Annotated in this window: 26 protein-coding genes; 10 read left to right on the top strand and 16 right to left on the bottom strand. The window is 61.1% G+C overall.

The features are described from left to right. Positions 1–97: 97 nt before the first annotated feature. A complete protein-coding gene (locus FHT82_RS13330; protein ID WP_183730919.1) occupies positions 98–1,762 on the top strand; it encodes an electron transfer flavoprotein-ubiquinone oxidoreductase in 1,665 nt (554 codons plus the stop codon). 230 nt (positions 1,763–1,992) lie between these two features. Next, positions 1,993–2,613 (top strand): L,D-transpeptidase, encoded by a 621-nt coding sequence (locus FHT82_RS13325; RefSeq protein ID WP_183730917.1) that lies wholly within the window; start codon positions 1,993–1,995, stop codon positions 2,611–2,613. A gap of 66 nt (positions 2,614–2,679) precedes the next feature. On the opposite strand, the gene FHT82_RS13320 is transcribed toward FHT82_RS13325, so the two are convergent. Further along, positions 2,680–3,585, bottom strand: a complete 906-nt coding sequence (locus tag FHT82_RS13320; protein WP_183730915.1) for a DMT family transporter — start codon at positions 3,583–3,585, stop codon at positions 2,680–2,682. A gap of 144 nt (positions 3,586–3,729) precedes the next feature. On the opposite strand from FHT82_RS13320, the gene FHT82_RS13315 reads away from it, so the two are divergent. After that, entirely contained in the window at positions 3,730–4,203 is a 474-nt protein-coding gene (locus FHT82_RS13315; protein WP_183730913.1) for an Lrp/AsnC family transcriptional regulator, read from the top strand. A gap of 67 nt (positions 4,204–4,270) precedes the next feature. Here FHT82_RS13315 and mgtE read toward each other — a convergent pair whose 3' ends face one another. After that, positions 4,271–5,644: a magnesium transporter gene (gene mgtE, locus FHT82_RS13310; RefSeq protein ID WP_183730911.1), complete on the bottom strand. Its 1,374-nt coding sequence runs from the start codon at positions 5,642–5,644 to the stop codon at positions 4,271–4,273. 307 nt (positions 5,645–5,951) lie between these two features. Further along, positions 5,952–6,965: a zinc-binding alcohol dehydrogenase family protein gene (locus tag FHT82_RS13305; protein WP_183730909.1), complete on the bottom strand. Its 1,014-nt coding sequence runs from the start codon at positions 6,963–6,965 to the stop codon at positions 5,952–5,954. A gap of 104 nt (positions 6,966–7,069) precedes the next feature. Here FHT82_RS13305 and FHT82_RS13300 point away from each other — a divergent pair, with 104 nt between their 5' ends. Continuing rightward, on the top strand, positions 7,070–7,471 hold the full coding sequence (locus tag FHT82_RS13300) for a helix-turn-helix domain-containing protein (RefSeq protein WP_183730906.1): 402 nt from the start codon (positions 7,070–7,072) through the stop codon (positions 7,469–7,471). On the opposite strand, the gene FHT82_RS13295 is transcribed toward FHT82_RS13300, so the two are convergent. Continuing rightward, positions 7,439–8,671, bottom strand: a complete 1,233-nt coding sequence (locus FHT82_RS13295; RefSeq protein ID WP_183730903.1) for an MFS transporter — start codon at positions 8,669–8,671, stop codon at positions 7,439–7,441. The genes FHT82_RS13300 and FHT82_RS13295 overlap by 33 nt on opposite strands. A 298-nt stretch (positions 8,672–8,969) precedes the next feature. Here FHT82_RS13295 and FHT82_RS13290 point away from each other — a divergent pair, with 298 nt between their 5' ends. Beyond that, positions 8,970–9,914: a diacylglycerol kinase family protein gene (locus tag FHT82_RS13290; RefSeq protein ID WP_183730900.1), complete on the top strand. Its 945-nt coding sequence runs from the start codon at positions 8,970–8,972 to the stop codon at positions 9,912–9,914. Positions 9,915–9,917: 3 nt separating this feature from the next. Here the strand turns inward: FHT82_RS13290 and FHT82_RS13285 are convergent, their stop codons facing one another. Further along, complete coding sequence (locus tag FHT82_RS13285) at positions 9,918–11,696, bottom strand: diguanylate cyclase (protein WP_183730897.1); 1,779 nt, start codon at positions 11,694–11,696, stop codon at positions 9,918–9,920. A 163-nt stretch (positions 11,697–11,859) separates the two neighbouring features. After that, the gene (locus FHT82_RS13280) at positions 11,860–13,206 is read right to left on the bottom strand and encodes a glutamine synthetase family protein (RefSeq protein ID WP_183730894.1); all 1,347 of its coding nucleotides are present in this window, start codon (positions 13,204–13,206) and stop codon (positions 11,860–11,862) included. A gap of 75 nt (positions 13,207–13,281) precedes the next feature. Here FHT82_RS13280 and FHT82_RS13275 point away from each other — a divergent pair, with 75 nt between their 5' ends. After that, positions 13,282–14,649 carry an aspartate aminotransferase family protein gene (locus FHT82_RS13275; RefSeq protein WP_183730892.1) on the top strand — a complete coding sequence of 456 codons (1,368 nt, stop codon included), beginning with the start codon at positions 13,282–13,284 and terminating at the stop codon, positions 14,647–14,649. Positions 14,650–14,713: 64 nt separating this feature from the next. Further along, a complete protein-coding gene (locus tag FHT82_RS13270; protein ID WP_183731038.1) occupies positions 14,714–15,628 on the top strand; it encodes an esterase in 915 nt (304 codons plus the stop codon). 98 nt (positions 15,629–15,726) lie between these two features. Here the strand turns inward: FHT82_RS13270 and FHT82_RS13265 are convergent, their stop codons facing one another. Together FHT82_RS13265 and FHT82_RS13260 are read right to left on the bottom strand one after the other, a co-directional pair. Beyond that, positions 15,727–17,217: a glycosyltransferase family 39 protein gene (locus FHT82_RS13265; RefSeq protein WP_183730889.1), complete on the bottom strand. Its 1,491-nt coding sequence runs from the start codon at positions 17,215–17,217 to the stop codon at positions 15,727–15,729. A 1-nt stretch (position 17,218) separates the two neighbouring features. Next, the gene (locus tag FHT82_RS13260; RefSeq protein WP_183730886.1) at positions 17,219–18,229 is read right to left on the bottom strand and encodes a glycosyltransferase family 2 protein; all 1,011 of its coding nucleotides are present in this window, start codon (positions 18,227–18,229) and stop codon (positions 17,219–17,221) included. 80 nt (positions 18,230–18,309) lie between these two features. On the opposite strand from FHT82_RS13260, the gene FHT82_RS13255 reads away from it, so the two are divergent. Then, positions 18,310–19,269: a lysylphosphatidylglycerol synthase domain-containing protein gene (locus tag FHT82_RS13255; RefSeq protein ID WP_183730884.1), complete on the top strand. Its 960-nt coding sequence runs from the start codon at positions 18,310–18,312 to the stop codon at positions 19,267–19,269. Between the two features lie 7 nt (positions 19,270–19,276). Here the strand turns inward: FHT82_RS13255 and FHT82_RS13250 are convergent, their stop codons facing one another. Genes FHT82_RS13250 through FHT82_RS13235 form a run of 4 tightly spaced genes read right to left on the bottom strand, consistent with a single transcriptional unit; the run spans position 19,277 to position 21,607 of the window. Beyond that, positions 19,277–20,512: an RNA polymerase sigma factor gene (locus FHT82_RS13250; protein ID WP_183730881.1), complete on the bottom strand. Its 1,236-nt coding sequence runs from the start codon at positions 20,510–20,512 to the stop codon at positions 19,277–19,279. Positions 20,513–20,522: 10 nt separating this feature from the next. Next, positions 20,523–20,882: a YciI family protein gene (locus FHT82_RS13245; RefSeq protein WP_183730877.1), complete on the bottom strand. Its 360-nt coding sequence runs from the start codon at positions 20,880–20,882 to the stop codon at positions 20,523–20,525. 2 nt (positions 20,883–20,884) lie between these two features. After that, on the bottom strand, positions 20,885–21,244 hold the full coding sequence (locus FHT82_RS13240) for a YciI family protein (protein WP_183730874.1): 360 nt from the start codon (positions 21,242–21,244) through the stop codon (positions 20,885–20,887). A gap of 12 nt (positions 21,245–21,256) precedes the next feature. Next, positions 21,257–21,607, bottom strand: coding sequence for a YciI family protein (locus tag FHT82_RS13235; RefSeq protein WP_183730871.1), 351 nt, complete (start codon positions 21,605–21,607; stop codon positions 21,257–21,259). Positions 21,608–21,865: 258 nt separating this feature from the next. Here FHT82_RS13235 and FHT82_RS13230 point away from each other — a divergent pair, with 258 nt between their 5' ends. Beyond that, positions 21,866–22,033 (top strand): hypothetical protein, encoded by a 168-nt coding sequence (locus tag FHT82_RS13230; protein WP_183730868.1) that lies wholly within the window; start codon positions 21,866–21,868, stop codon positions 22,031–22,033. 46 nt (positions 22,034–22,079) lie between these two features. Here the strand turns inward: FHT82_RS13230 and FHT82_RS13225 are convergent, their stop codons facing one another. The 3 genes from FHT82_RS13225 to FHT82_RS13215 all read right to left on the bottom strand — a co-directional run bounded on the left by FHT82_RS13225 (position 22,080) and on the right by FHT82_RS13215 (position 24,329). Then, on the bottom strand, positions 22,080–23,582 hold the full coding sequence (locus tag FHT82_RS13225; RefSeq protein ID WP_183730865.1) for an AMP nucleosidase: 1,503 nt from the start codon (positions 23,580–23,582) through the stop codon (positions 22,080–22,082). An 85-nt stretch (positions 23,583–23,667) separates the two neighbouring features. Then, positions 23,668–23,847, bottom strand: coding sequence for a hypothetical protein (locus FHT82_RS13220; protein WP_183730862.1), 180 nt, complete (start codon positions 23,845–23,847; stop codon positions 23,668–23,670). A 143-nt stretch (positions 23,848–23,990) separates the two neighbouring features. Beyond that, a complete protein-coding gene (locus tag FHT82_RS13215) occupies positions 23,991–24,329 on the bottom strand; it encodes a DUF2147 domain-containing protein (RefSeq protein ID WP_183730859.1) in 339 nt (112 codons plus the stop codon). A 428-nt stretch (positions 24,330–24,757) separates the two neighbouring features. Between FHT82_RS13215 and FHT82_RS13210 the strand changes: the two genes are divergently transcribed. Further along, entirely contained in the window at positions 24,758–25,027 is a 270-nt protein-coding gene (locus FHT82_RS13210; protein WP_183730856.1) for a sel1 repeat family protein, read from the top strand. A 143-nt stretch (positions 25,028–25,170) separates the two neighbouring features. Here FHT82_RS13210 and FHT82_RS13205 read toward each other — a convergent pair whose 3' ends face one another. Further along, on the bottom strand, positions 25,171–26,283 hold the full coding sequence (locus tag FHT82_RS13205) for a pyridoxal phosphate-dependent aminotransferase (protein ID WP_183730853.1): 1,113 nt from the start codon (positions 26,281–26,283) through the stop codon (positions 25,171–25,173). Positions 26,284–26,349: the final 66 nt, after the last annotated feature.

Genomic DNA, 26,349 nt, shown 5'->3' with positions numbered 1-26,349 from the left:
TGTCGCTTCCCGGCTCGACAATGTTTTCTGATTTTGACAAGACAGTTACCCTGATTAAGGAAAAACGGCCGTCAAACGGCCGAGCGGAGACGGATGGATGACCGAAATGACTGAGCTGCCGGAACGCGAGAGCATGGAATTCGACGTGGTGATCGTCGGCGCCGGTCCGGCCGGCCTTTCGGCTGCCATTCGCTTGAAGCAGGTCAATCCGGAACTATCCGTCGTCGTGTTGGAGAAGGGTTCCGAAGTCGGCGCCCATATCCTCTCCGGCGCCGTCGTCGATCCCATCGGCATCGATCGCCTGCTGCCCGGCTGGCGCGAAGAGGAAGGTCATCCCTTCAAGACCGAAGTGACGGACGATCACTTCCTGCTGCTCGGTCCAGCCGGCTCGATCCGCCTGCCGAACATCATGATGCCGCCGCTGATGAGCAATCACGGCAATTACATCGTCTCGCTCGGAAATGTCTGTCGCTGGTTGGCGACGAAGGCCGAAGAACTCGGCGTCGAGATCTATCCGGGCTTTGCCGCAGCGGAAGTCCTCTACAATGACGAAGGCGCCGTCATCGGTGTCGCGACCGGCGACATGGGCGTCGAGAAGAACGGCGAGCCCGGCCCGAACTATGCGCGCGGAATGGCGCTGATGGGCAAATATGTGCTGATCGGCGAGGGCGTGCGCGGTTCGCTCGCCAAGCAGCTGATCGCCAAGTTCGATCTGCAAAAGGACCGCGAACCGCAAAAGTTCGGCATCGGCATCAAGGAACTCTGGGAGGTCAAGCCGGAGAACCACCGCCGCGGCCTCGTGCAGCATTCCTTCGGCTGGCCGCTCGGCATGTCGACCGGCGGCGGCTCCTTCCTCTATCACCTGGAAGACAATCTCGTCGCCGTCGGCTTCGTCATCCACCTGAACTACAAGAACCCCTATCTCTACCCCTTCGAGGAGTTCCAGCGCTTCAAGACCCATCCGGCAATCCGCGGCACCTTCGAGGGCGGCAAGCGCCTCTCCTATGGCGCGCGCGCCATCACCGAGGGCGGGTATCAGTCGGTGCCAAAACTCTCCTTCCCCGGCGGCGCGCTGATCGGCTGTTCGGCGGGCTTCGTCAACGTGCCGCGCATCAAGGGCAGCCACAATGCCGTGCTCTCGGGCATGATGGCGGCTGACCGCATCGCTGACGCCATTGCATCAGGCCGCGCCAATGACGAAGTGGTCGAGATCGAAGCCGACTGGCGCAAGAGCGATATCGGCAAGGACCTGAAGCGGGTGCGCAACGTCAAGCCGCTCTGGTCGAAGTTCGGCACGGCGCTCGGTGTCGCTCTCGGCGGCCTCGACATGTGGACCAACCAGCTCTTCGGCTTCTCCTTCTTCGGCACGCTTGGTCACGGCAAGACCGACGCCGCCTCGCTGGAGCCCGCCTCGCAGCATAAGCCGATCGCCTATCCGAAGCCCGATGGCGTGCTCACCTTCGACCGCCTGTCCTCCGTTTTCCTGTCCAACACCAATCACGAGGAGGACCAGCCGGTCCATCTCCAGGTGAAGGACATGGCGCTGCAGAAGTCGTCGGAATTCGGCATCTATGCGGGCCCCTCGACGCGCTACTGTCCGGCCGGGGTCTACGAATGGGTGGAAAAGGATGGCGAACAGACCTTCGTCATCAACGCCCAGAACTGCGTCCACTGCAAGACCTGCGACATCAAGGACCCCAACCAGAACATCAACTGGGTGCCGCCGCAGGGCGGCGAGGGGCCGGTCTATCCGAATATGTGACACGAGATGATCGTTCGGTGCCGCGAATTCGGCGCCGAACCGGTCGCAGGGAAAATTTGCCGCAGATCAATAGGTCGCGCTGCTTGGCAGACTTGAGCCTATAGCCGAGTAAAGCGTCGCCTATACCTGATAACGCATTCGTTATCTCTATTCGCAACGTCGGTTTAGCGTTTCATTAACCATAATCTCCTTAGCTTGCGACATCTTCTTGACGCACTAAGGACACGTTCATGACGATCTCGCGCCGGGGCTTCCTGATCGCTCTGCCTCTTTTCGTTGCCGGCTGCTCTTCGACAACCCTGAACAGCCAGACGAATTACGCCGCACTTCCGGATGAGAGGTTTCCGCTGAGGCAGGTGCCGATCGATCAGATCAAGCCGGAGCTTCGCCGCACCGAAGTCGCTTACGAGGGCAGCTATGCGCCGGGAACGATCATCATCGATACGCCGGCGCGGCGCGCCTATTTTATCCTCGGTGATGGCAGGGCGATGCGTTACGGCGTCGGCGTCGGCCGCGAAGGCCTCACCTTTGCCGGCAATGCCTATGTCGGCCGCAAGGCGGAATGGCCGAGCTGGACGCCGACCGAAAACATGCAGCGCCGCGAGGAGCGTTATCGCAAGCTCGCCGGAGGCATGCCGGGCGGCCCGAACAATCCGCTCGGTGCCCGCGCCATGTATCTTTATCGCGGCGGCAACGACACGCATTTCCGCATTCACGGCACCAACCAGCCGCAATCGATCGGCCTTGCCATGTCGAGCGGCTGCATCCGCATGATGAACCACGACGTCATCGACCTCTACAACCGCGTCGAAGTCGGCGCCAGGGTCGTCGTCATCCAGGCGACAGCCTGATGTAAAGTCACACAAAAAAGCCGCCGCAGCGGATCGCTGCCGGCGGCTTTTGTTTTTGGCGAATGTTCAGCGGCGCTTGGCGGCAATGCCGGTCGAAAGCGCCACGCCGATGCCGGTGATCACGGCCGCACTGATTTCGGCAAAGCCCATCTGCTCGCCGAGCAGGAGGCCGCCGCCGACCGTTGCCAGCACCGGCGTCAGCGCGGTAAAAGCCGCAGCCTGCGTGCCGCCGAGGATGCGCACCGCCGTGCCATAGGCGACCATGGCGACAAGGCCGGAAAGAATGCCCTGGCTCAGCACCTGCAGGCCGATGTCAGGAAGCGACGCCTGCGGCAAGGAGATGCCGAAGACCAGCGCCAGTACCGCCATGATCAGGAAGGACCAGACAGCGATCAGCGCACTCGCCTGGACGGCCGTCAGGCCGGAGCGGCGGAAGGCGTGGGTATAGCTCGCCCAGAGCATGGCGCCGGCCGGCAGCAGCACGAAGCTCGTCCAGGGCAGGGAGGCATCGGCAAGGCTGCGGACGAGGAGGATCAGCACACCGGCGACGATCGCCAGCAGCCCTGCAACCCGCGTGGCATCCGGCCGTTCGCCGAACAGCAGAACGCCGATCAGGGCAGTGGCAAGCGGCATGGAGCCGCCGAGCAGGATGCCCGACGAGGCGGCCGGTGTGGAGTGAATGGCAAGCGTGGTCACCAGGAAGAAGATCGCACCGCAGCCGGCGACCATGATCGCCAGCAGGTGTAGCGGGAGACCTTTTGGGAGCAGGCCTGTACGCAGCCAGACAGGCGAGAGAGCGAGCGCCGGTATGCCGAAGCGGATCAGCCCGATATCGATCGAGCCCAGCGGCGTTGCAGCACTATGGCGGGTTGCCAGAAACCATGTCGACCAGATCAGTACGGTGATCGTGCCAGCGGCATAACCCAGTGTCTGCGAAGGCGATTTCTCGTTTGAAAATGCGATCGTGCTCATCGTCCTGTCCTCTCTTCCGTCCGGATGTCATCCGATTGACAAGAAGATTAGCGCCGGAGGCCGAGGCATGTCCTTGCTATCTGTGGCGCAGAAATCGTGCTATGCGCAATGATCTGCCAATTCATGCTGATGGATTTCGCAATTATGCCAAATCTCGATAAATTCGATATCGCCATCCTGAAATGCCTTCAGGAGGATGCGCGTGCCACCAATGTCGAGATCGCAGAGAAGGTGAACCTCTCGCCGTCGCCCTGCCTGCGCCGCATCCGCAATCTCGAAAAGCTCGGCGTCGTCAGGCGCTACACGGCCGATATAGACCGCAAGGAGGTCGGGCTCGGGCTTACCGTCTTCGTCGAGTTCAAGGTCGCCCGTCACAGCAAGGAGAATTCCGAGGCGCAGCAGGCAGCACTGCTCGCCATTCCCGAGATCGTTTCCTGCTTTCTGATTTCAGGCACGGCGGATTTCCTGGCCGAAGTCGTGGTCGAAGATCTCTCGGCCTATGAACGGCTGCTGACGGAGACATTGCTGACGCTCCCGAATGTCACCGATATCCGCTCGAATTTCGCCATCCGCAGCATCAAGACGCATGGACCGCTGAAGCTGCCGGAGCGCAATTGACACGCCTTAGGACACCAGAGGCGGATGGTTTTAGCCCAGCCTAAATCATCCGCCTCTGATCAAAGAACTACAGCAGCGTCCCGCTGAGGATGAGCAGCGCCACCGAGAAGTAGATGACGAGCCCGGTGACATCGACCAGCGTGGCGACGAAGGGAGCCGATGCCGTTGCCGGATCGAGCCGCAGTTTCTGCAGCAGGAAGGGCAGCATCGAACCCGAGATGGAGCCGAAGGTGACGATGCCGACCAATGCGGCAAAGACCGTCAGGCTGACCAGCTGCCAGTGCGGACCGTAATCATAGAGCCCGGCCGTCTGCCAGAAGATCACGCGGATCATGCCGACCAGCCCGAGGATGGCGCCGAGCGTGATGCCCGTCGGCAGTTCGCGCAGCAGCACCCGCCACCAGTCGGTCAACTTCAACTCGCCGACAGCAAGCGCCCGGATGATGAGCGAGGTTGCCTGCGAACCGGAATTGCCGCCGGAGCTCATGATCAACGGAATGAAGAGCGTCAGCACGACGGCCTTTTCCAGCTCGCCTTCGAAATGCTGCATGGCGCTTGCCGTCAGCATTTCGCCGAGGAAGAGGGCACAGAGCCAGCCGGCCCGCTTGCGGATCATGCCGCCGAAGCCGATCTTCATATAGGGCTTGCCGAGCGCTTCCATACCGCCGAATTTCTGCGCGGCTTCGGTCGTATCGGCAATCATCGTGTCGATGACGTCATCGACGGTGACGATGCCGAGGATCAGGCCATGATCGTCGATCACCGGCAGCGCCAGCAGGTCGTGCTTGCGGATCAGCCGTGCGACATCTTCCTGCTTCATCAGCGCATTGGCCGAAACCGGCATGCCTTTCTGCGCGACCGAGAGGATCGAGGCGTCGGGCTCCCCGGTGATGAGGCGGCGAAGGGTGACGACATGCATCAGCGCGCCGGAATTATGGTCCAGCACATAGATGGCATAGACGGTCTCGCGCGAACGTTCGACCTGACGCACATGGTCCAGCGTCTGGGCAACGGTCCAGTCGTCGGGCACGCTGACGAATTCCGTCGTCATGATGCTGCCGGCCGTGCGCGGCGGATAGCCCATCAGATGCTGGATGGCGATGCGGACCGGTTCTTCCAGGCTGGAGAACAGGCGCACGCGGTCGTCGACGCCGAGCTCCAGCAGGACGTCGGCGACGCGGTCGTTCGACATGCCGTGCAGCAGGCGGGCCGAATCCGTGCCGTCCATCAGCGCCAGTATGGCCGATGCGTTGCGCAGCTCCGGACGGTCGAGAATGTTGACGGCATGGTCCTGCGGCATCCGCGAAAGGATGCGGCCGGCTTCAGCCGGGGCGAGCCCGTTCAGCGATTCCACGCGCTCGGCAATGGTCGCGACACGGCTGTTGTTCATGAAGGCACGGGCGGCATAGCCGGCCCGCAGGGGGAAGCGATTGATATTCATTGGCTCGCCTTTCCGTCGATCCGCCGTAGCGTCCGAACGGGCGAGCCTGGAGCATCCAGGTCAGCGCGCGACGGCCGCGTACGGCAAAGGCAATCGACTGCTACTGTCGCTTGGCATCGTGATGATGGCTCCGTTGATATCCGTGCATGACGTACGTCATCCACGTGTCATAGTAGGTGGTCTCGAATGCGGAAAAAGTCAAGTTGCTTAAATGCTTAACGCCAGAATGCCGCACCCTCGGCGCGGCATTATAAGTCAGCATCGTTTACGCAATATTTCGAGCATCGGAAAAGGCGGATTTTCGACCTCAGAAGCCGGCGAGAACGACCTTGCCCCTCATCCTGCCGCTTTCGACCATGGCATGCGCCTTTTTCAGGTTCGTGGCATTGATTGAACCGACCGTTTCCGACAGCGTCGTGCGGATCTTGCCGGCGTCGACCAACTCAGAAATCCTGTTCAGGATCTTGTGCTGCTCGATCATGTCGGGCGTGCCGAAGAGCGGGCGGGTGAACATCAGTTCCCAGTGAACGGACGCCGCCTTGCGCTTGAAGGGAACGATATCGAAGGTCTTGGGATCGTCGATCAGCGCGAAGCGGCCCTGCGGCGCGAGCGCCTCGACGATATCGGCGACATGCTTGTCCGTGTTGGTGGTCGAGAAGATGAAACCCGGTGCGCCGATACCAAGCGCTGCGACCTGCGGCGCGATCGGCTGCGAATGGTCGATCACGTGATGGGCGCCGAGTTCCCTAACCCAGTCCTGTGTTTCCGGGCGTGAGGCCGTGGCAATGACCGTCAAATCCGTCAGCGTCCGGGCGATCTGGATAGCGATCGAGCCGACGCCGCCGGCGCCCCCGATGATGAGCAGGGCAGGAGCGGCACCCGGAACCGGATCGGTCACGCGCAGCCGGTCGAACAAAGCTTCGTAAGCGGTGATGGATGTCAGCGGCAGGGCGGCGGCTGCAGCGAAGTCGAGAGTCTTCGGCTTCCTGCCGACGATGCGCTCGTCGACGAGCTGAAATTCGGCATTCGAGCCAGGGCGGTTGATGACGCCGGAATAGAAGACTTCATCGCCTGGCTTGAACAGCGTTACATCGGATCCGACAGCCTTGACGACGCCGGCGGCATCAAAGCCAAGCACTTTCAACTCGTCGACGGGCGGCGCCATATGGGCACGAACCTTTACGTCGACAGGGTTGACGGAGACCGCCTTGATCTCGACGAGCAGGTCGTGGCCCTTGGCCTCAGGTGTGGGCAGTTCGACATCGATCAGCGAGGTTTCGGCAGCGATCGGCTGCGGGGTCTTGTAAGCGACGGCGCGCATCTTGGTAACTCCTGTGTCTGTTGTGCAAGAGCTAGATGCGACCTATGTTCCAGCAACGCAAGAATGCACAAATTCTGTACGTAGTACCAAAAAGGATACCGTAAATGTCACGCCCGCGCGCCAAACTGGTCACGAATTTTCCGGGTTGCCCGGTGGAGGCGACGCTGAGCTATCTCGATGGAAAGTGGAAGGGCGTGATCCTTTTCCACCTGATGGACAAGACCTTGCGCTTCAACGAGCTCAGGCGCCATCTGCCTGCCATCACCCAGCGCATGCTGACCAAGCAGTTGCGGGAGCTGGAAGGCTCCGGCCTGATCTCACGAACAGTTTACCCGGTCGTGCCGCCGCGCGTCGAATACGCGCTGACACCGCTCGGCTCCACGCTGAAACCGGTCATCCGTGCGCTTGCCGCCTGGGGTGACGAATTCGTCTTCTGCAGCCCGGAAGGCCGCGAACTGCGTATCGCAAGGGCCTTAGGCAGTTCGGCTGCGGAGCTCCAGGCGTAGCGAAGCGGCAAAAACGAAGAGGCCGAGGAAAGACAGGACGGCGCCGACATAGCCAGTCGCCGCAAAGCCGTAACCCCAGGCAATGACCAGACCGCCGAGCCATGCGCCGAGCGCGTTGGCGATGTTGAAGGCCGAATGGTTGGAGGCGGCAGCCAGCGTCTGCGCATCGGCCGCGACATCCATCAGGCGCGTCTGCAGCGCCGGACCGGCGGCAAAACCGCAGCCGACCAGGAAAACGCAGAGCCCGAGCATATAGGGGTTGGAAGCCGTCAGCGAGAACATCGTCAGCACGACGATGTTATAGACCAGCGAGCCGCCGATCGTGCCGAGCAGCGATTTGTCTGCAAGCCAGGAGCCGATGACATTGCCGGCATTCATGCCGACGCCGAACAGCACGAGCATGAGCGCAACGGCCGTCTCCGGCAGCATCGCCACCTGCGTCGTCGTCGAAGCGATATAGCTGAACATCGCGAACATGCCGCCATAGCCGACAGCGGCAATGGCAAGCGTCAGCAGGATCTGCGGACGGCGGAAGGCGCTGAGTTCGCGCAGCGCGCTTGCCCCTTCCGAGACCTTGTCATGCGGAACGTAGAACCAGATAAGCGCGACCGTCACGAGGCCGATGATGCCGACGGTCAGGAAGGCCACCTGCCAGTCGAGCGCCTGGCCGAAGAAAGTCGTCAGCGGCGTGCCGAGCAGGGTGGCGATGGTCAGGCCGAGCATGACACGGCCGACGGCCCGAGCACGGCGATGCACCGGCACCATGGAAGCGGCGACGAGGGCGGCCACACCGAAATAGGCGCCATGCGGCAGGCCGGTGATGAAACGCAACACCGTGAAGCTCTCGAAGGTCGGTGCGACGGCGCTTAGGATATTGCCGACGGCAAAGAGCAGCATGAGGCAGAGCAGCAGCGTGCGTCGCGCCATCTTGGCAGCGAGCACGGCAATGACCGGTGCGCCGATCACCACGCCGAGCGCATAGGCGCTGATGACATAACCTGCCTGCGGGGTCGTGACCGAAAAAGTATCGGCCACGTTCGGCAACAGACCCATGATCGCGAATTCGCCGGTGCCGATGCCGAAGCCGCCGGCGGCAAGTGCCAGCTGCACCAGCGCGACGGTCATGGAAGAGGGAAGCTCTGCCTCTGGCCCGGAATCGATAGAATCATCGATGGAATCGTTGACGGCAACCTGGCTCACGGGCGGTCCTCGGAGAATCTGGGCTTGGTGACGGCCGCTGGCGGCACGCGCCGGGCCGGTCATTTGCAATTGGTGGGCAGAAATGGCGGGAGGCGGAGATATGATCTCCAATATCCCATCTATTGAATGCGAAGTCGGAAGCGTCGAGTGCTTTTTTTGCAGTGCAGCGTCCTGCTATCTGCATACGTCCATTGCAATATTTGCGTTTCGGCGATGTGACCGGGCAAACCATCCTGCTTGAAATCGCAGGCGCGCCAACCATTTCTTGAGGGCAGGGATAGATAGGAACAGACACCTCATGAAGCTCGTCGGTTTTTTCAATCGCGACGGCGGTACCTTCAGAACGACGGACATGCAGGCTTACGAGAAGCGCGCGGAGCAGGTCTTCCGCGATGCCGGGCATGATTTCGAAGCGATCGTCTTTTCCGGCAGCGAGATCGTTCCGGCCATGGAGCGTGCCGCACGGCGCGACGATATCGACGGCATCGTCGCCGGCGGTGGTGACGGCACAATTTCGGCGGCCGCATCGATTGCCTGGAGGAACGGCGTGGCGCTCGGCGTCGTGCCGGCCGGCACCATGAACCTCTTTGCCCGCTCGCTGAAAGTGCCGCTCGATATCTGGCAGGCGCTCGACGTGCTGGCTTTCGGCGAGCTCGACAATATCGATATCGCCAGCGCCAACGGCCGGCCCTTCATCCACCAGTTTTCCGCCGGCATGCATGCGCGCATGGTGCGCTATCGCAATTTCTACAGCTATCGCTCCCGCATCGGAAAGTTACGGGCGAGCGCCCGTGCGGCTTTCGGCGTCGTTTTCAATCCGCCGGAATTCGAGGTTGAGTTCGAGGCGGCCGGCATGAAGGAAACCCGCCGCGTCTCCGCCATCTCTGTCTCCAACAATCCCTTTGGCGAAAACGCGCTGCTCTATGCCGACAATCTGCGCAGCGGCGAGCTCGGCTTCTACACGGCAAAACCGCTGAAACCGCTCGGCGTCGCACGATTGGCGATCGACATGCTGCGCGGCAGGTTCCGCGAAAACGATGCAGTCATGGTCTTGCATCCGGCCGAGGTGCACTTGCACTTCCCGAAGCTGCGCGCCAAGGCGAACTGCGTGATGGATGGCGAGCTTCTGCCGCTGGAGCGTGATGTCACCGTCAAGCTGCATCCGGGCGAACTAAAGGTATTGGTCAAGCAAGGTCTCGCCGCAGAGGAAGGCGAACGGGAACGGCGCGAGCCGGCAGCCTGACGCTCAGAGCGAAGCGGCACGCCTGGCCCTGAAAGGAATGAGAGCGCTTTCGACGATATCCCGGTCCGCCTCGTCGCCGAATACACAGGTGCGATTGCGTCCTTTCTTCTTGGCGCAGTAAAGCGCCTCGTCGGCCGATGCGATGAGTTGGCGCCACCCGCTTGCACCGCACGCGCCGGAGGCGACGCCGACGCTGACGGTGATAGAGAGATCAATACCGGTTTCAGCGTCACGGATGACATGCGCCTGAATGCGGCTGCGAAGTTCTTCGGCAAAATCCAGGGTGTTCGAAAGATCCGATGTGGAAACGAGAACGGCGAATTCCTCGCCGCCATAGCGCGCGACGATGTCAGTCGAGCGCATCGCGCCCTGCAGCAGGGTGGCGATTTCGATGAGCACGGCATCGCCCGTCAGATGGCCATAGGTGTCGTTCACCGCCTTGAAGTGATCGATATCGATCAGCATCAGGCAGACATCTTCCCCGCGCTCCGAAGGGGCATTGCCGAAGCCTTCCAGCGCCCGGCGGTTCCAGACACCGGTCAGCCCGTCCTTTTCGGCCTGCATCTTCAGCCGCGCTTCATATTCGGCCCGTTCGTCAAGCTTGCCGCGCAGCAATTCCAGCGCCTCGAACAGGCTGCGCATCTCCGGTGCCTTGGAGATCGTCTCCATGTCGGTCACGGGACTGCCGTCTGCGAGCGCGATGATCTGGCGTCGTGCCGTCAGCAGCGGACCGAGTATGTGAAGGCGGATGGAGCGGAAGAGCGTAAACAGCACCGCAAGAGCGGAGGCCGTGATCATAGCGATAACCGCCAGGCGATAGGAGGCGGCGTAATGCTGGGTCCTGTAGCGCTTCACCACATCGTCGAGAAAGACCGTACGCAGCCGTTCGAGCGGCTGCAGCGTCGGAACGTAGTCGCGCGTCAGGTCAACGGCGGAAACCGAATAGTCCCCCGAGATCTTGCCTTGCTCGATCAATATCTTAACAAGTTCGAGGCCAGATCCGAAAAAGATCGTATCGACATCCTTCATGAGCTGCTGGGACAGCGCATCGCGATCGCTGACGATTTTCTGGCCCTGCATCAGCTTGCGCAGCTCGAGAAGCCGGCCAATGGTGCGGCTTGCATCGGTGATATGACTGTCGCGCAGGGGCTGGCGCGTGGCAATCGGACCCATGATCTGCGAGGCAGCCCGGCCGCCATATTCACGCATGTCGCTGATCATCCGCCCTGTCAGGAATGGTGCAGTCAGTTCCGATCGCTGGGTGGTGAAGGCGGCTATGTGCCAGTCCACGACATGCTGGAATGTTTCGATCACCTCGATCATTTCGCGGATGGCGTTCTGCACATCGTCTGGGTCGCGGTCGGCGAGCGGTGTTGCGGCAACGCGGTCGACGGTTTGGCGAGCCCTGCGAAGCTGCGCTCGTGTCTCGGCGAGCGCCGCCTGGAGATCGGGGAGGGAGGAGGATACATCGATTTCGGGCGGCTCATCGAGCGCCTCGAGCGAGAGATCGCTGATGCGCCGGAAGACCTTCAAACGCTCTGTTGCGGGCGCGCTGCTATTTGGCTCGATCGCCATGATGTCGTTGGCCGGTCCGCGTTCCGCCGACATGCGGCTCGCCGCTTCCAGAACCTGGCGGAAGCGCTCGACAGCCAGCAGATTGTCATTGGTCGAGCGGTAGCTTTCATAAGTCGGAATGAGAGCGCTGGCTGTCAGAATGAGGGTCAGAAACGCCACGATGACGGTCGCAAACAGCAGCTTTCCCTCAAGAGTGATGCGGTTCATCAAACCGATCCCTTTCAACACGTCATCCAATCCGGCCCCGTTGCCGGTTTATTGAGAATGCTGATATCGGGCATATATTACCGATTTCGAGTATAGATCATCGATAATGCCAACAGGGTTAAGAAAAGCGTTGAAGTGAAAGTTATGTGACGGGCTCTATTAACTAGAGGCGCGCCAGATAGGTGCGATAGTCGAAATCCGATACAGTGCGCAGGTACGCTATTGCTTCCTTGTGCTTCGTATCGCCATACAACTTCCGATACTTGTCACCGAAGATATTGGCGATGAAGGCCGACTGCCGGAAGGTCTCGACCGCCGTCAGGAAATCATGCGTTAGACGCTTCACGCCCGGTGGTGTGTAGGCGGGTGTCGTTTCCTCGCCCGGATCGAGATCTCCGTCGACGCCGAGCAGCATGCCGCCGAGAATGGCCGCCAGCAGCAGATAGGGATTGGCATCCGCACCCGCCACGCGATGCTCGATGCGCGCCGCCGGCCCGTTGCTGTCAGGAATGCGGATTGCCGTGCCGCGATGCCCGCTGCCCCAGGTAAGGTCGGTCGGCGCGAAGGAACCCGGCTGGAAGCGGCGATAGGAGTTGGCAAAGGGAGCGAAGATGAGCTGCGCCTCCTGCATGGTCTGCAGCAGGCCCGCGGTCACCGATTTCAAAAGCCTGGGTTCGCTGCCCTTCGCATCGAGGATATTGTTGCCATCCCTGTCGATGATGCTCGCATGCACATGCAGCCCTGATCCGGCATGGTCCGAATAGGGTTTGGCCATGCAGGTCGATTTCAGCCCGTGCTTGCGCGCCGCCTGCTCGGCAATCCGCTTCAGGTAGAGGCAGTCGTCAGCCGCAGCCAGCGCATCGGGCCGGTGCAACAGGTTCACCTCGAACTGGCCGGGGCCGAACTCCGCCGTCGTCGCCTCCGCCGGCAGGTTCATCGCCTTGGCATAGGCGCGCAGCGTCTGGAGATAGCTGTCGAGCGCATCGACCGCGCTCATGTCGTAGAGCTGGAAACCGTTCGGATCGCCGCGATAGGTAAGGCTTGCAGGCGGGGAGGGAATGCCCGTCTCGCGCCAGTTCTCCTCGACCAGATAGAATTCCAGCTCGGTCGCCACCACAGGCGTCAGCCCGCGCTCGGCATAGCGTTCAAGCACGGAAGCGAGAATGCCGCGCGGATCCATGAAGCTGCGGCTGCCGTCGAATTCGTGCATCGTGGCAAGCACCTGCCTCGATCCCTCGGGCGCCCAGGGCATCGGCGTCAGGCTGCGCTCATCGGGAATGACATTGCCGTCGGGGTCGCCGATCGTCAGCGACAGGCCAGTGATGTCGTCGTTGTCGTCGCCCCATATATCGAGCGACTGCGTGGAGGTCGGCAGGCGGATGTCGCCGGCCCAGACCTTCTTTTCGGCCGAAAGCGGCAGTTGCTTGCCGCGCAGATCGCCATTCATACCGACAACCAGGATCTCGAAACGCGGATCGCCCTCTCCAGCCTGTTTGCCGTTGCTCGCCATGACCTTGAAAATCCTCTCGCAGAAGGCCAAGGTCGTAAACCATCACCGAAAGCCTTTCAATCCGAAGGTCCAATCATGTCCGATACTTATCCGCTGTCGAACCTCGCCGCGATCGATGCCGCCCATCACCTGCATCCCTTCTCCGACATGAAGAAGCTGAATGCCGACGGCACGCGCATCATCCAGCGCGGCGAGGGCGTGCATATCTTCGATAGCCACGGCAAAAAGTATCTCGATGGCTTCGCCGGCCTCTGGTGCGTCAATATCGGTTACGGCCGCAAGGAAATCGCCGATGCCGTGGCGCGCCAGATGAACGAGCTTCCCTATTACAACACCTTCTTCGGCACGACCTCGCCGCCGACCACGCTGCTGGCTCAGAAGGTGACGTCGAAGGCCGGCCAGCGCTTCAACCACATCTTCTTCACCGGCTCCGGCTCGGAGGCCAACGACACCTGGTTCCGCATGGCGCGAGTCTATTGGGCAGCCGTCGGCAAGCCCTCGAAGAAGACGGTCATTGCACGGCGCAACGGCTATCACGGCTCGACGGTCGCCGGCGCCAGCCTCGGCGGCATGAAATACATGCACGAGCAGGGCGACCTGCCGATCCCTGGCATCGTCCATATCGGCCAGCCCTATTGGTATGGCGAGGGTGGCGATCTCTCGCCTGCCGAATTCGGCCTGAAGGTTGCCCGCGAGCTCGACGCCAAGATCGATGAGTTGGGCGAGGAGAATGTCGCAGCCTTCGTGGCCGAGCCGATCCAGGGTGCGGCCGGTGTCATCATTCCGCCGGAGACCTACTGGCCGGAGATCGACCGCATCTGCAAGGCGCGCAACATCCTGCTGGTGACCGATGAAGTCATCTGCGGCTTCGGTCGCCTCGGCGAATGGTTCGGTCATCAATATTTCGGCGTCGAGCCGGATTTTGCTCCGATCGCCAAGGGGCTATCCTCGGGTTACCTGCCGATCGGCGGCGTGCTCGTCAGCGATCGCATTGCGGACGTGCTGATCAACGAGGTCGGCGATTTCAACCATGGCTTCACCTATTCCGGCCACCCGGTCTGCGCTGCCGCCGCGCTCGAAAACCTGCGCATCATCGAGGAGGAGAAGCTGGTCGAGCGCGTGCGTGACGATATCGGCCCCTATTTCGCGAAGAAGTGGGGTGCGCTTGCCGAGCACGATCTCGTCGGCGAGGCGCAAAGCGTTGGCCTGATGGGCGGCCTGCAGCTTGCCGCCGACAAGAAAACCCGCACCCGCTTCGAAAAGCCCGATCCGATCGGCGCGCTGGTGCGCAATCACGCTCTCGCAAACGGCCTCGTGCTGCGCGCCACCGGCGACCGTATGCTGGCCTCACCGCCGCTCGTCATCAGTCACGAGGAGGTCGACGAGATGGCGCGCATCGCCAAGCTCGCTCTGGATGCCGCCTGGAAGGAGCTGCGTGGCTAGCGACGATGCGACGGCGGAAGCCCTGCCGTCATTGAACGTCGATCATTTGGGGGAATCTCGACCAATGAAGCAGATTTACACCACTCTGGGACCAAAACGCCGCGAAGAACTCGGCATGATTCTTCCGCACGAGCATGTGTTTGTCGATCTCCGAACCCCCGACCAGCCCGGCTACGCCAAGGCTGATGTAGACGATGTCGTGGCGCTGATGGTCCCACAAATAGAGGCAATCAGAAGACAAGGCATTTCACTGCTCGTCGAGTGCACGACAGGGGGCGTTGGAAGACGCGCAGATATTGATCTTGCCGTATCGAAGGCGGCCAACTTTCCGATCGTCGTGCCGACCGGCAACTATCGCGAACCATGGATACCCAGGTGGGTAGCACAAGCCAGCGAAGTCGATCTCGAACAATGGATGGTGGCTGAACTTACCGAGGGCATCGAAGATACCGGCGTGCTCGCCGGATGGATAAAACTGAGCGCCGGCGACGATGGCATTACGCCATTGGAGGCCCGCATCCTGCGCGCAGCCGCAAGAGCATCCGTGCGAACCGGTGCGATCATCGGCTCGCACACGATCCGGGGAAGGGTCGTGATGGAGCAGCTGGACATCCTTCAGTCAGAAGGTTGCGCAGCCGAGCGGTTCATATCCATTCATACCCAGGAGGAAAAGGACTTCCAGCTTCACAAGGCACTGGTGGAACGCGGCGCGTGGATCGAATACGACCATGCCGGCAGGGCACCGGATGAAGACGTGGTCGCGCTGATAATGGACGCCCTTGAAGCAGGATTGGGCAAGCGGCTTTTGATAAGCCACGATCTCGGCTGGTATGATCCGGCGCAACCGGGTGGCGGAGCCCCGAGGCCTTATACGCACCTTGTCGAGAGCCTTCTGCCAATGCTTCAGATCGCGGGCGCGAGCAGGGACACAGTGCGCCAACTCACAGAGGTCAATCCTTTCGACGCATTCGCACGCTAGAGCAATTCCAGCAAAAGTGTGCAGCGGTTTTGCGTCCGGAATTGCGTAAAAACAAGCAGATAGAGCACTTTCGTGATTCGAAGAAAAACGAAAGTGGTCTACGGATAAGCCACCGCGTAGGCGAACTGATAGGTGTCACCCGGTCGGCCATAGATATAGGGCAGGGTGACGACATGCGTTTCCGGCTGCTTCAAGCCGGTCTGCGCCAGCACATCCCCAAAATAATCATTCGGCCAGGCCGGCGGCGTCCTGCCCTTGTCGTCGCGCCAGACGAAGACGACGGGATGTTTTGCATCCAGCTGGAACGCCGGCTTGAAGTCCGGATAGAAATAGGACTGCACCGGGGTGTCAGGCATTTGCAGCCGCATATTGCCGTCGAGATGCGGGTCGTAACCGACGATCAGCCCCGGTTCGCCGCCGATTTCCTTGCGGATCGTCTCGGCGAAGCTGCTATAGGGGATGTTCAGCCGCTGATATTTGCCGAAGAGCGGGCCGTAATAGGCGCGCATGGCGAGCACGGCCAGCACGATGCCCATGATCACGCCGCTCACCGCCAGCGATGCACGCAAGGGTGCTGCGGAGTCGACTTCGGCGCTCTCGGCTTTCATGCAGATATAGAGCGGCAGGATGAGGAAGAGTGGCGTCAGCCATCGGTCGGCGACATTGTCGACGCCTGCAAGCAGGATCATCAGCGCAATGGCGCCGATCTCTATCAGCAGGATGCGCCCGGCAATTCGTGTCCAGCGGCTGGACGCGCGCCACATTGCCCGCAGCGATTTGGCAAAGAGCGCCAGAAAGATGACGACGGAGACGCCGGCGATGCCGACCATTGCGGAGATGAAGCGGAAAAAGCCGGTCGATACCTGCGCCAGAAAGCTTTTCTCGTCACCGGTCATCTTGTGCAGCGTACGATCGACGGCAAGGTCGAAATGCTGCAGGAACCAGATTGCGTGCGGCGTGACGATGGCGATCGAAATCACGATGGTCAGTATCAGCCGCCAGTCGAGCAAGCGCTTGCGGAAATCGGTATCGATCAGCGCAGCGACGAATGCCGCGGCCGGAAGAAGCGCGAAATTATACTTCGATATGATGCCGATGCCGGTCGCAATGCCGACGATGGCATAGGAGATGGCCGAGGGTGTCTTCAGCGTGCGGAAAAAGCCGTAGAGGAACAGCGAACCGGCAAAGATCGTCGCCACCGAATGGGTCAGGTCCCGCTGCGCCTCGAAGACGATCTGCGGCATGGTGAGCAGGCCGAGCGTCGTCATCACCACCAGGCTGCTGTTCTTCAACGTCAGCCGCGCCGCCAGCCAGTAGAAGACATAGGACAGGAACAGCATGGTGCATTTGAGGAGCGACAGCGAAAACAGCGACACGCCGATGAGCGATGTTACGCCGTACTGCACCCAGTTGTAGAAGGGCGGCTGCGAATTATAGCCGAAGGCGAACCACTGCGAGAGCAATATCTGCTCCGCCTCGTCCAACTCCAGCGCATTGGGAATGCTGAGCCGCACGATCAGGTGGAGCAGAAAATAGGTTCCAAGCACCGCCAGGATCAGATTGGGCCGGCGGCTGAAAAGGCTCTTCACGTCAGCTTTCTCGGGAGAAGATCTGGCGCACGATATAATTCGGCGAGGCGTCGTCGCGATAATAGGTCCGCGCGATCATTTCCGCCAGAATGCCGGTCGTGATCATCTGCACCGATGAGAGCAGCAGCACGACGCCGACCATCAGCATCGGTCGCGTGCCGATATCGTTGCCCATGATGAACTTGTCGAAGCCGAGATAGATGAGGATCAGCGCAGCGAGGCCGCCGAGGCCGAGGCCGAGCGAGCCGAAGAAATGGCCCGGACGCGCCTTGTAGCGCATGAAGAACATCACCGACAGCAGGTCGAGGATCACGCGGAAAGTGCGTGAGATGCCGTATTTCGAGGTGCCGTGCTGGCGTGCGTGATGGGTAACGGCCATTTCGCCGATGCGCGAGCTCGGCACCACGCCGGCAACCCAGGCCGGGATGAAGCGGTGCATCTCGCCCATCAGCTTCACCTGCTTGATGATCGAGGCACGGTAGATCTTCAGGCTGCAGCCGTAGTCGTGCAGCTTGACGCCGGTGATACGGCCGATGAGGTAGTTTGCGCACCAGGAGGGAATCTTGCGCAGCAGCAGACCGTCCTGGCGGTTCTTGCGCCAGCCGACGAGCAGGTCGAGTTCACGCCGTTCCAGCTCCGAAACCATCGAGGGAATATCCTTCGGGTCGTTCTGCAGGTCGCCGTCCATGGTGGCGATCAGCCGGCCCTGCGCCGTATCGATGCCGGCCTGCATGGCGGCCGTCTGGCCGAAATTGCGCTGCAGCTCGACGATACGCAGCGTCAGCCCCTCGCGATTGACGAACTTGCGGGCATTGACGAGCGTTGCGTCCGTGCTGCCGTCGTCGACGAGGATCAGTTCCCAACGAAGCGGATAGTCTGCCATGGCCGCGGCAATGCGCTCGACGAGCGGGCCGATGCTTTCTTCCTCGTTGAAAACAGGAACGACCAGCGACAGCTCGAGCGGTTGTATCTGATCATTCGCACCGCGAATGGACTCTACCGTTGTCTGCAACTTTCATTTCTCCTAAAAGGCGCGGCAATGGAAGACCGATGAAAACCAGCCGCCGCAGCCAAACTTAGGAAGCCTGATACATGAAGACCCCGAGTGTTGAAAGCGGGCAATCCTGGTTTCTGCGCAATCGCATGACCCTTCTGACGGTCGCAATCGTCGCAGCCTATGCACTTTTCATCGAATGGTTCTGGGGCTGGTCTGTCATATTGCAGCAATGGGCTGCCGTCGGTCCACGGCCCGTCATCGGCGCGCTGATACTCCTGACCAGCACCTATTTCCTTCGTACATGGCGCATCTACGATTATTTTCCACGGGAGACGGCAGGCCGTTTCGCGGCCCTCTTCCGCGTCACCCAGATCCATAACCTTTTGAACATCATGCTGCCCTTCCGCGCCGGCGAGACCAGCTTTCCGGTGCTGATGCGCACGGAATTCGGCATTCCCCTGACGCGCGGCACCTCCGCCCTGCTGGTTATGCGGCTATTGGACCTGCATGCGCTGCTGGCCGCCGCGGGCCTCGGCGTTGCGGCCGCCGCCTCCAATGCCGCGCTCGCCTGGTTGGTCTGGGTACTCTTCCTGTTCCTGCCGGTCTTTGCTTTTGCTGCCCGCAAGCCGCTGCTGCGCCTCGGGGCGAAACTGCTGCCGCGCAAGGCGCAGACGCTGCTTCATGAAATCGAGAACGGACTGCCTTTCGATGCCGTTGCTTTTGCCCGCGCCTGGGCGATGACCATCGTCAACTGGCTGGTGAAGGTGCTCGTGCTCGCCTGGGCGCTCGGTCTGATGGGCGTGCTGCCGATGGCCGCGAGTTTCGGCGGCGCGCTCGGCGGCGAGCTTTCCTCGGTCCTGCCGGTGCATGCGCCGGGCGGCGTCGGCACCTATCCGGCCGGCATCACCGCCGGTGCCATCGCCTTCGGAGCATCGAGCGAACGGTCGGCCCTGGACGCGCTGGCGCAGGCAAGCGTCAGCGCGCATCTGCTCATCATCGTTTCCGCCCTGACAGGCACCGCCATCTCGCTGCCGCTCGGCCGCCGCAAGGCCTGACCGCGCCTCAAGACGATGCTGTAAGCTCCGAGATGCGCTTGCGCAGAAAGGCCCGTTCCGGCTCCTGCCGGCAGAGTGTCAGCGCCGTCTCGTAAGCCGCAATCGCCTCGGCCCTGCGTCCGAGCCGGCGCAGGAAATCCGCCCGCGCCGAATGGGCGAGATGATAGGACGTTAGGTCCCCCTTGCCCATGACGGCATCGACGAGGGCCAGTCCTTTCTCCGGCCCATCGGCCATGGCAATCGCCACCGCGCGGTTGAGCTCCGCAATATCAGAGGGATGGGCGGCAATCAGCAGGTCGTAGTAGAAGGCGATGCGCCGCCAGTCCGTTTCCTCGATGCTTCCGGTCTTCGCGTGTTCCGCCGCGATTGCCGCCTGAACCGTATAGATGCCGATATCAGGCGTGCGCATGGCGCTTGCAAGCAGCGACAGCCCCTCTGATATTCTTGCCCGGTCCCAGAGCGAGCGATCCTGATCGGCAAGCAGCACCAGCGCGCCGTCACCATCCTGCCGGGCAGCGCGCCGCGACTCCTGCAGCAGGAGCAATGACAGCAGGCCGGCGACATCCGGATGCGGCAGCAAGGCGGCAAGCAGCCGCGCCAGCCGGATCGCCTCTGCCGTCAGGTCGGCGCGCACGATGGCGCTGCCCGAGGATGCCGAGTAGCCCTCGTTGAAGACGAGGTAGATGACATGCAGTACCCGGTCGAGCCTTTCGGGCAGTTCGGCTCCGACGGGCACTTCATAAGGGATTTTTTCCGTCCTGATCCGGTTCTTGGCACGCACGATCCGTTGTGCGACCGTCGGCGCCGGTACGAGGAAGGCATGGGCGATCTCTTCCGTCGTCAGTCCGCAGACCTCGCGCAGCGCCATCGCCATCTGCGCATCGGCGGCAAGAGCCGGATGGCAGCAGATGAAGATCAGCCGCAGCATGTCGTCCTCGATCGGTTCCATGTCGCCGATCTCCGTTTCCGTGCCGTCAGGGTAGAGCCCGTCCTCGATATGCCGCAGCGAGGCGTTGAAGCGCGCTCGTCTCCTCAGATGGTCGATCGCCTTGAAGCGGCCGGTCGAGACGAGCCAGGCAACGGGATTGTTGGGCATGCCGTCGACCGGCCATGTCCGTGCCGCCGCCGCAAAGGCATCGTGCAGCGCTTCCTCCGCCCGGTCGAAATCGCCGAGCAGGCGGATCAGCGTCGCCAGAACCCGGCGCGAATGCTGCCGGTAGATATCCTCGATCACCTGTCTCATGGGCCGACCCTCACTGTGGCAGGGTGAGCAGTCTCACCGGCCGCAATTCGATCGCCCCGACCCGGACGCTCGGAATGCCCGCAACGACCTTGCGCGCCTCTTCGAGATCGGCCGCCTCGATGATGTAAATGCCGGCCAGATGTTCCTTGGTCTCGACATAGGGGCCGTCGGTCGAAGACAGAATGCCATCGCGCACCCTCAACACAGAGGCGCTGTCGGGGCCTTCCAATGCATCGGAATGGATCATGATGCCTTTGCGCTGAAGCTCCTCGTCATATTGGAAATGTGCCCTCACGAGTTCGTCGCCCTCGGCCTGGCTGAGTGTGCCGTCCATATCGGCGGCATTATAGATGAGGCAGACGAAGCGCATGGCTATCTCCCATCCTTGATCGAATAGCCGGGGCGGATTTCGATTGATGCATATTTGAGGATCGGGAAGGTGGAAATGATCGACTGTGCTTCCGCCATATCCCTGGCCTCGATCACGACGAAGCCGCCGAGATGTTCCTTGATCTCTGCGAAAGGACCATCCGTTGCAGCGATGGTGCCGTTGCGAACCCTGAGCGTCACAGCCTGCTCCGGCTCATAGAGCGCCAGCGCGCTCAACATATGGCCGCTGTCGCGCCAGTGGTCGTCGCTGACGATGCATTCCTGCGTGACGGCTTCCCACTCTTCTGGGGTGACCCGTTTGCTCTTTTCGGTATCGAACCAGATCTGGCCCAGAAACTTCATGACATCACCTCCTCAGCCGAATTCATGGATGGGGCGAACCTCGATCGCGCCGAGCTTTGCCAGCGGAATGCCGGCGGCAACACGGATCGCGTCGTTGAGGTCCTTGGCGTCGATCAGGATGAAGCCGCCGAGCGCTTCCTTCGTCTCGATGAAGGGGCCGTCGGTGACCGACATCTCGCCGCCGCGCACCCGGACCGTGACCGCCGATTGCGGCGACTGCAGCGCCTGGGCAATGATCATATGACCGCTGTCGGCAAGATCGCGGTCATAGGCGAGCGAATCCCGGTCGAGCTTTTTCTTTTCTTCCGTCGACATGGCCGACAGCACCGTGCCGTCGAACCAGACCTGGCAAAGATATTTCATCCCTTGTCCTCCACGCTGTGGTTTCACAGCCCTTAGAGCGCCGTGCATCCATTCGGACGCACAAAGGACGCTCTAAATCTTTGAATCTACGCATCGGGCTTTCCGAAAATCTATCTCGATTTTCGGGCCGATGCTTAGAGACGAACAGCCTAGGCGTTTTTCGACAGGGAAGAAAAATATCTTTTAAGCGGCCTGAATGTCGAAAGGCCGGGGCAGCGCTCGACAAAGCTCCATCGACAACATCGAGGAGATGGAGCAATGAGCATGCTTGAATTCGGAATAGCACATCTGATCATCACACGCGGCGCACGCGAGATGCCGCCGCTTGAGAATGCCGAGGTGATAAGGATGCTGGTCAGGACCGGGATTGCGCTGGCGGCGTTTGCAGGCCTGATCGCAGCGCTGCAGCTTGCCGCAAGCGCTTGAGAACAGTGTGTGGCCCGGCGGACAAGGCCGGGCCACGCCTGATATCTTACTGAAACGCCGTCTCGAAGAAGCTGCGCAGCTTGCGTGAATGCAGCGCTTCCGGTGGCATGGCGGCGAGTTTCTGGATTGCCCTGATGCCGATCTGCAGGTGCTGGTTCACCTGCGTGCGGTAGAAGGCGGTCGCCATGCCCGGCAGTTTCAGCTCGCCGTGCAGCGGCTTGTCGGACACGCAGAGCAGCGTTCCATAGGGCACGCGGAAGCGGAAACCATTGGCAGCGATCGTCGCCGATTCCATGTCGAGCGCGATGGCGCGGGCCTGCGACAGTCGCTTTACCGGGCCTGCTTGGTCGCGCAGTTCCCAGTTGCGGTTATCGATGGTGCCGACCGTGCCGGTGCGCATGATGCGCTTCAGCTCGAAGCCTTCGTAGCCGGTGATCTCGGCAACGGCCCCCTCGAGCGCCACCTGCACTTCGGCAAGGGCCGGGATCGGCACCCAGACCGGCAGGTCGTCGTCCAGCACATGGTCTTCGCGCATATAGGCATGCGCCAGAACATAATCGCCGAGGCGCTGGCTGTTGCGCAGTCCCGCGCAATGGCCAAGCATCAGCCAGGCATGCGGGCGAAGCACGGCCACATGGTCGGTGATCGTCTTGGCGTTGGAAGGACCGACGCCGATATTGATCATGGTGATCCCGGCATGGCCCTTCTTCTTGAGGTGATAGGCCGGCATCTGCGGCAGGCGAGAAAGCACGGCATCCGTTTCCGGAACGCTCGATCCTGCCAGCGTGACGATATTGCCGGGCTCCACGAAGGCGGTGTAGCCGTCGCCGCCCTCAGCCATCAGCTTGCGCGCCCAGGAGCAGAATTCGTCGACGTAGAACTGGTAGTTCGTAAACAGCACGAAGTTCTGGAAGTGCTCGGCACCGGTCGCCGTATAGTGCGAAAGGCGGGCGAGCGAATAGTCTATGCGCTGTGCGGTGAAAGGCGCAAGCGGCGAGGGCTCGCCCGGAGGCGGCAGGTATTCGCCGTTGGCGATCTCGTCATCCGTCGTGTTGAGGTCGGGCGTGTCGAAGAGATCGCGCAGCGGAGTATCAACGAAAGCCGTTGCCGATGCTTCCACATGCGCGCCTTCGCCGAATGCGAAATGCAGCGGGATCGGCGTCGAGGATTCCGAGACGACGACAGGCACGTTATGGCTCTTCATCAGGAGCAGCAGCTGCTCCCTAAGGTAATGCTTGAAGAGCTTCGGCCGCGTCACCGTCGTCGTATAGACGCCCGGTGCCGTCACATGGCCGTAGGAGAGGCGGGAGTCGACATGACCGAAGCTCGTCGTCTCGATACTGACTTGCGGGTAGAAAGCGCGGTAGCGGGACGTGACCGGCGCACCCTGGGCGAGCTTCGTGAAGCTGTCGATCAGGAAAGAGGTGTTGCGTTCGTAGAGTGCAGTCAAAGCTTCGACGGCTTTTGCCGGATCATCGAAGGCTTGCGGCTCGAAAGGGGGAGGGGACGAAATGTCGAAAGCGGACAGTGGATAGATTCGTTTGCTCATGAGGCATTATAGAGAGTCGTTTTTAACAAGCAAACGACGCGCAAAGGCTGAAACCCAGATATTTTCCCCAATATCTTTCCAACTCTCAGCGGATGGCGGTGCAGTAACCGCCGCGGCTTTCCAGGCACGTATAGTTCGCGCCGAAATGCGACTGCTGTGCCCCGCCGCCGCCCGTGCGCACGACCACCGCCGAAAACGAGATCGCGAAGATCGCCGCAAAGAGCGTTATGATTGTAAACCGTCTCGCCAGAATGAACACGTCCACGTCCTTACCCCGATATGCGCCCTTCATGGTGCTGTTTTGCCATGATGCGGCTGAACGGGTGCTGAGACGGCGGTTCATTTTGCGTTCAGTTTCTGAGGCCGGCTAAGGGTCTCGGAGACGGGTCCCCTCAAAGGCGAGTCCCCTCAAAGGCGAGTCCATGTCTGCGTTTTGCAGAGGACGTTCATCACGCAGCCCTTCAGCTTCAGAGAGCTGCCGGAAATGTTGCCAAAGCCGCTATAGGTCTTGTCATTGGAGGGATCGGTGATCTCACCATTGTAACTGTCGCCGGTGCCCGCCAGCATGCCGATCTTCTTGCCGGCATATTTGCCCGACTTGAGCGTGATGCAGTATCCACCGCCGCAAGGGGCAATCACTGCCGTATCGCCGGCGACCGTCTTCCACTTGCCGACGATCGGTTCTTCCGCCAGCGCAAGGCCTGCCGTAAGTGCCAGCGCACTGGCGAGAACGAGGGTACGGATCATCTTTTCCTCCATGAAGCTGATTGGCGCGAAAATAACTGACGCGAACGTAAAGGTAAATACGCTGCCGGAGCGCCTGAAATCCGGCTTTCGCCTTCAGGTTTTTCTGCTGATCGCCTGATCGATGCTGATTTCACGGTAAACAGTTCCTCAATTTCCAATTCCTAATTTTTCGTAAAAGGCGAGCGAAAATCCTTAATTCCCAGGGATTCCGATGTTTAACAAAAATCCAATTTTACCAAGCATTTGCACTTTGTTTGCGTCAAATTAATCATGCATTTTAGGCGTTTTTTGAAGGCCGTTCGGCATAGTGAACCCATCAAACGAGCGGGGCAAACCCGCCGGACCGGAGAGGCCGCAAGCCGCAGAAGATGGCGAGGCCCAAAGGTAAAACAGGGTACGTCTTAACAGGCTAAACAGGGATAGAACCGATGGCACGCTTTGAAATGCACAATGCTGAAATGGCCACCATGGGTGGCGACAACAACAGCGCCGATGTCTTCTGCGAAATGGGTCTGATGTATGCGACCGGCCGAGGCTGCAATATCGACCTCATCGCCGCTCACAAGTGGCTGAATATTGCCGCGATCAAGGGCAACGACCGCGCAGCCGAGCTGCGCGCCGATGTCGCCGCGGCGATGAGCAAGATGCAGCTTGCTGAGGCGCTGCGCGCCGCCCGCGAATGGATGACGATCCACTAAAAACCGTCCATCCGGGAACAAATCGACAAGAGCAAAATAACAACCTCAAAAGAGGGGAGCTGGCGGGGCGCCTTGGACGGGGCCGATGCCAGGAGAAGGAAACCGCGACCGGCTTGTCCTCTGCCGGCCGCGGTTTACCTGTTTCAGCTCAATGTCTTCAGGACCAACGGCAAGGCTGCTTCGAGCCGCGCCATATCGGCCTCCGGTCCAACACTCACACGGATGCAGCGGTTGAGCGGTGCCACGCCCGGCATGCGGATGAACACGCCGTGTTCCATCAGCCCGTCGACGATGGCCCGCGCATGAGGACCGTCGCGCCCGGCATCGACTGCCACGAAATTGGTGGCTGATACCAGCGGCTGCAGGCCGTTCGCCCTGGCAATATCGGCAATCCTGTCGCGCGCGGCGTGGATTTTCCCGATCACCTCGGACAGATAGGCCTGATCCTTAAGGGCTGCGAGGGCTGCGACCGTCGCCAGCCGATTCATGCCGAAATGGTTGCGGATCTTGTCGAAGGCCTGCGCCGTGCCCGGTGTGGAAATGGCATAGCCGACGCGGGCGCCGGCAAGCCCATAGGCCTTGGAGAAGGTGCGGGTGCGCACGATATTCGGCAGGTCGATGAGCGATTGGATCGACGGCAGCGCGGTGGCCGGGCCGGTTTCGCTATAGGCTTCGTCGAGGATCATCAGGCAGGTTTCCGGCAGGGCGCGGGCAAAGGCGACGATCTCTTGGGCACCCCACCAGCTTCCCATAGGATTATCGGGATTGGCGAAATAGACGAGCGGGGCATTCTCGCGCTTGACCGCGTCGAGCAGCGCGTCGAGATCCTCGCGGTCGCCGGCATAGGGAACGGTGACCAGACGGCCGCCGAAACCGTTCACATGGAAATTGAAGGTGGGATAGGCGCCGAGCGAGGTGACGACGGTGCCGCCGGGCTCGATCACCAGACGCACGATCTGTCCGAGCAATTCGTCGATGCCGCCGCCGATGGCGATGTTGGCCGGCGTCACGCCGAGATGGGCGGCGAGCGCTTCGCGCAACGCGTAGTTTTCCGGATCGTTGTATTTCCAGATATCGCCGGCCTGTTCCCGCATGGCGGCAATGACCGAGGGAGCCGGGCCGAAGCCGTTTTCATTGGCGCCGATGCGCGCTTCGACCTTCAGGCCGCGCTGGCGCTCGATGGCCTCGGGGCCGACGAAGGGGACGGTGGAGGGCAGGGCGCTGGCAAGCGGCGTGAAGCGCGAGAAGGCAGACATGCGACGGCAATTTCCCGGAATTATTGAAAAAGCCGCGCAACAATAGGCCCTCGCTTTGCCAAGGCA

Source organism: Rhizobium sp. BK275, assembly GCF_014193555.1.
Taxonomy (GTDB): domain Bacteria; phylum Pseudomonadota; class Alphaproteobacteria; order Rhizobiales; family Rhizobiaceae; genus Rhizobium.
This window is presented reverse-complemented; position numbering and strand designations above follow the sequence as displayed.

What these genes read in the sequence shown, in the direction of transcription:
- FHT82_RS13325 (WP_183730917.1), top strand. Translation starts at nt 1,993, where the DNA reads ATGACGATCTCGCGCCGGGGCTTCCTGATCGCTCTGCCTCTTTTCGTT.
- FHT82_RS13300 (WP_183730906.1), top strand. Translation starts at nt 7,070, where the DNA reads ATGTCACGCCCGCGCGCCAAACTGGTCACGAATTTTCCGGGTTGCCCG.
- FHT82_RS13320 (WP_183730915.1), bottom strand. Translation starts at nt 3,585, where the DNA reads ATGAGCACGATCGCATTTTCAAACGAGAAATCGCCTTCGCAGACACTG.
- FHT82_RS13275 (WP_183730892.1), top strand. Translation starts at nt 13,282, where the DNA reads ATGTCCGATACTTATCCGCTGTCGAACCTCGCCGCGATCGATGCCGCC.
- FHT82_RS13225 (WP_183730865.1), bottom strand. Translation starts at nt 23,582, where the DNA reads ATGAGCAAACGAATCTATCCACTGTCCGCTTTCGACATTTCGTCCCCT.
- FHT82_RS13215 (WP_183730859.1), bottom strand. Translation starts at nt 24,329, where the DNA reads ATGATCCGTACCCTCGTTCTCGCCAGTGCGCTGGCACTTACGGCAGGC.
- mgtE (WP_183730911.1), bottom strand. Translation starts at nt 5,644, where the DNA reads ATGAATATCAATCGCTTCCCCCTGCGGGCCGGCTATGCCGCCCGTGCC.
- FHT82_RS13210 (WP_183730856.1), top strand. Translation starts at nt 24,758, where the DNA reads ATGGCACGCTTTGAAATGCACAATGCTGAAATGGCCACCATGGGTGGC.
- FHT82_RS13330 (WP_183730919.1), top strand. Translation starts at nt 98, where the DNA reads ATGACCGAAATGACTGAGCTGCCGGAACGCGAGAGCATGGAATTCGAC.
- FHT82_RS13270 (WP_183731038.1), top strand. Translation starts at nt 14,714, where the DNA reads ATGAAGCAGATTTACACCACTCTGGGACCAAAACGCCGCGAAGAACTC.
- FHT82_RS13230 (WP_183730868.1), top strand. Translation starts at nt 21,866, where the DNA reads ATGAGCATGCTTGAATTCGGAATAGCACATCTGATCATCACACGCGGC.
- FHT82_RS13315 (WP_183730913.1), top strand. Translation starts at nt 3,730, where the DNA reads ATGCCAAATCTCGATAAATTCGATATCGCCATCCTGAAATGCCTTCAG.
- FHT82_RS13285 (WP_183730897.1), bottom strand. Translation starts at nt 11,696, where the DNA reads ATGAACCGCATCACTCTTGAGGGAAAGCTGCTGTTTGCGACCGTCATC.
- FHT82_RS13245 (WP_183730877.1), bottom strand. Translation starts at nt 20,882, where the DNA reads ATGCGCTTCGTCTGCCTCATCTATAATGCCGCCGATATGGACGGCACA.
- FHT82_RS13240 (WP_183730874.1), bottom strand. Translation starts at nt 21,244, where the DNA reads ATGAAGTTTCTGGGCCAGATCTGGTTCGATACCGAAAAGAGCAAACGG.
- FHT82_RS13250 (WP_183730881.1), bottom strand. Translation starts at nt 20,512, where the DNA reads ATGAGACAGGTGATCGAGGATATCTACCGGCAGCATTCGCGCCGGGTT.
- FHT82_RS13280 (WP_183730894.1), bottom strand. Translation starts at nt 13,206, where the DNA reads ATGGCGAGCAACGGCAAACAGGCTGGAGAGGGCGATCCGCGTTTCGAG.
- FHT82_RS13205 (WP_183730853.1), bottom strand. Translation starts at nt 26,283, where the DNA reads ATGTCTGCCTTCTCGCGCTTCACGCCGCTTGCCAGCGCCCTGCCCTCC.
- FHT82_RS13255 (WP_183730884.1), top strand. Translation starts at nt 18,310, where the DNA reads ATGAAGACCCCGAGTGTTGAAAGCGGGCAATCCTGGTTTCTGCGCAAT.
- FHT82_RS13290 (WP_183730900.1), top strand. Translation starts at nt 8,970, where the DNA reads ATGAAGCTCGTCGGTTTTTTCAATCGCGACGGCGGTACCTTCAGAACG.
- FHT82_RS13305 (WP_183730909.1), bottom strand. Translation starts at nt 6,965, where the DNA reads ATGCGCGCCGTCGCTTACAAGACCCCGCAGCCGATCGCTGCCGAAACC.
- FHT82_RS13235 (WP_183730871.1), bottom strand. Translation starts at nt 21,607, where the DNA reads ATGAAATATCTTTGCCAGGTCTGGTTCGACGGCACGGTGCTGTCGGCC.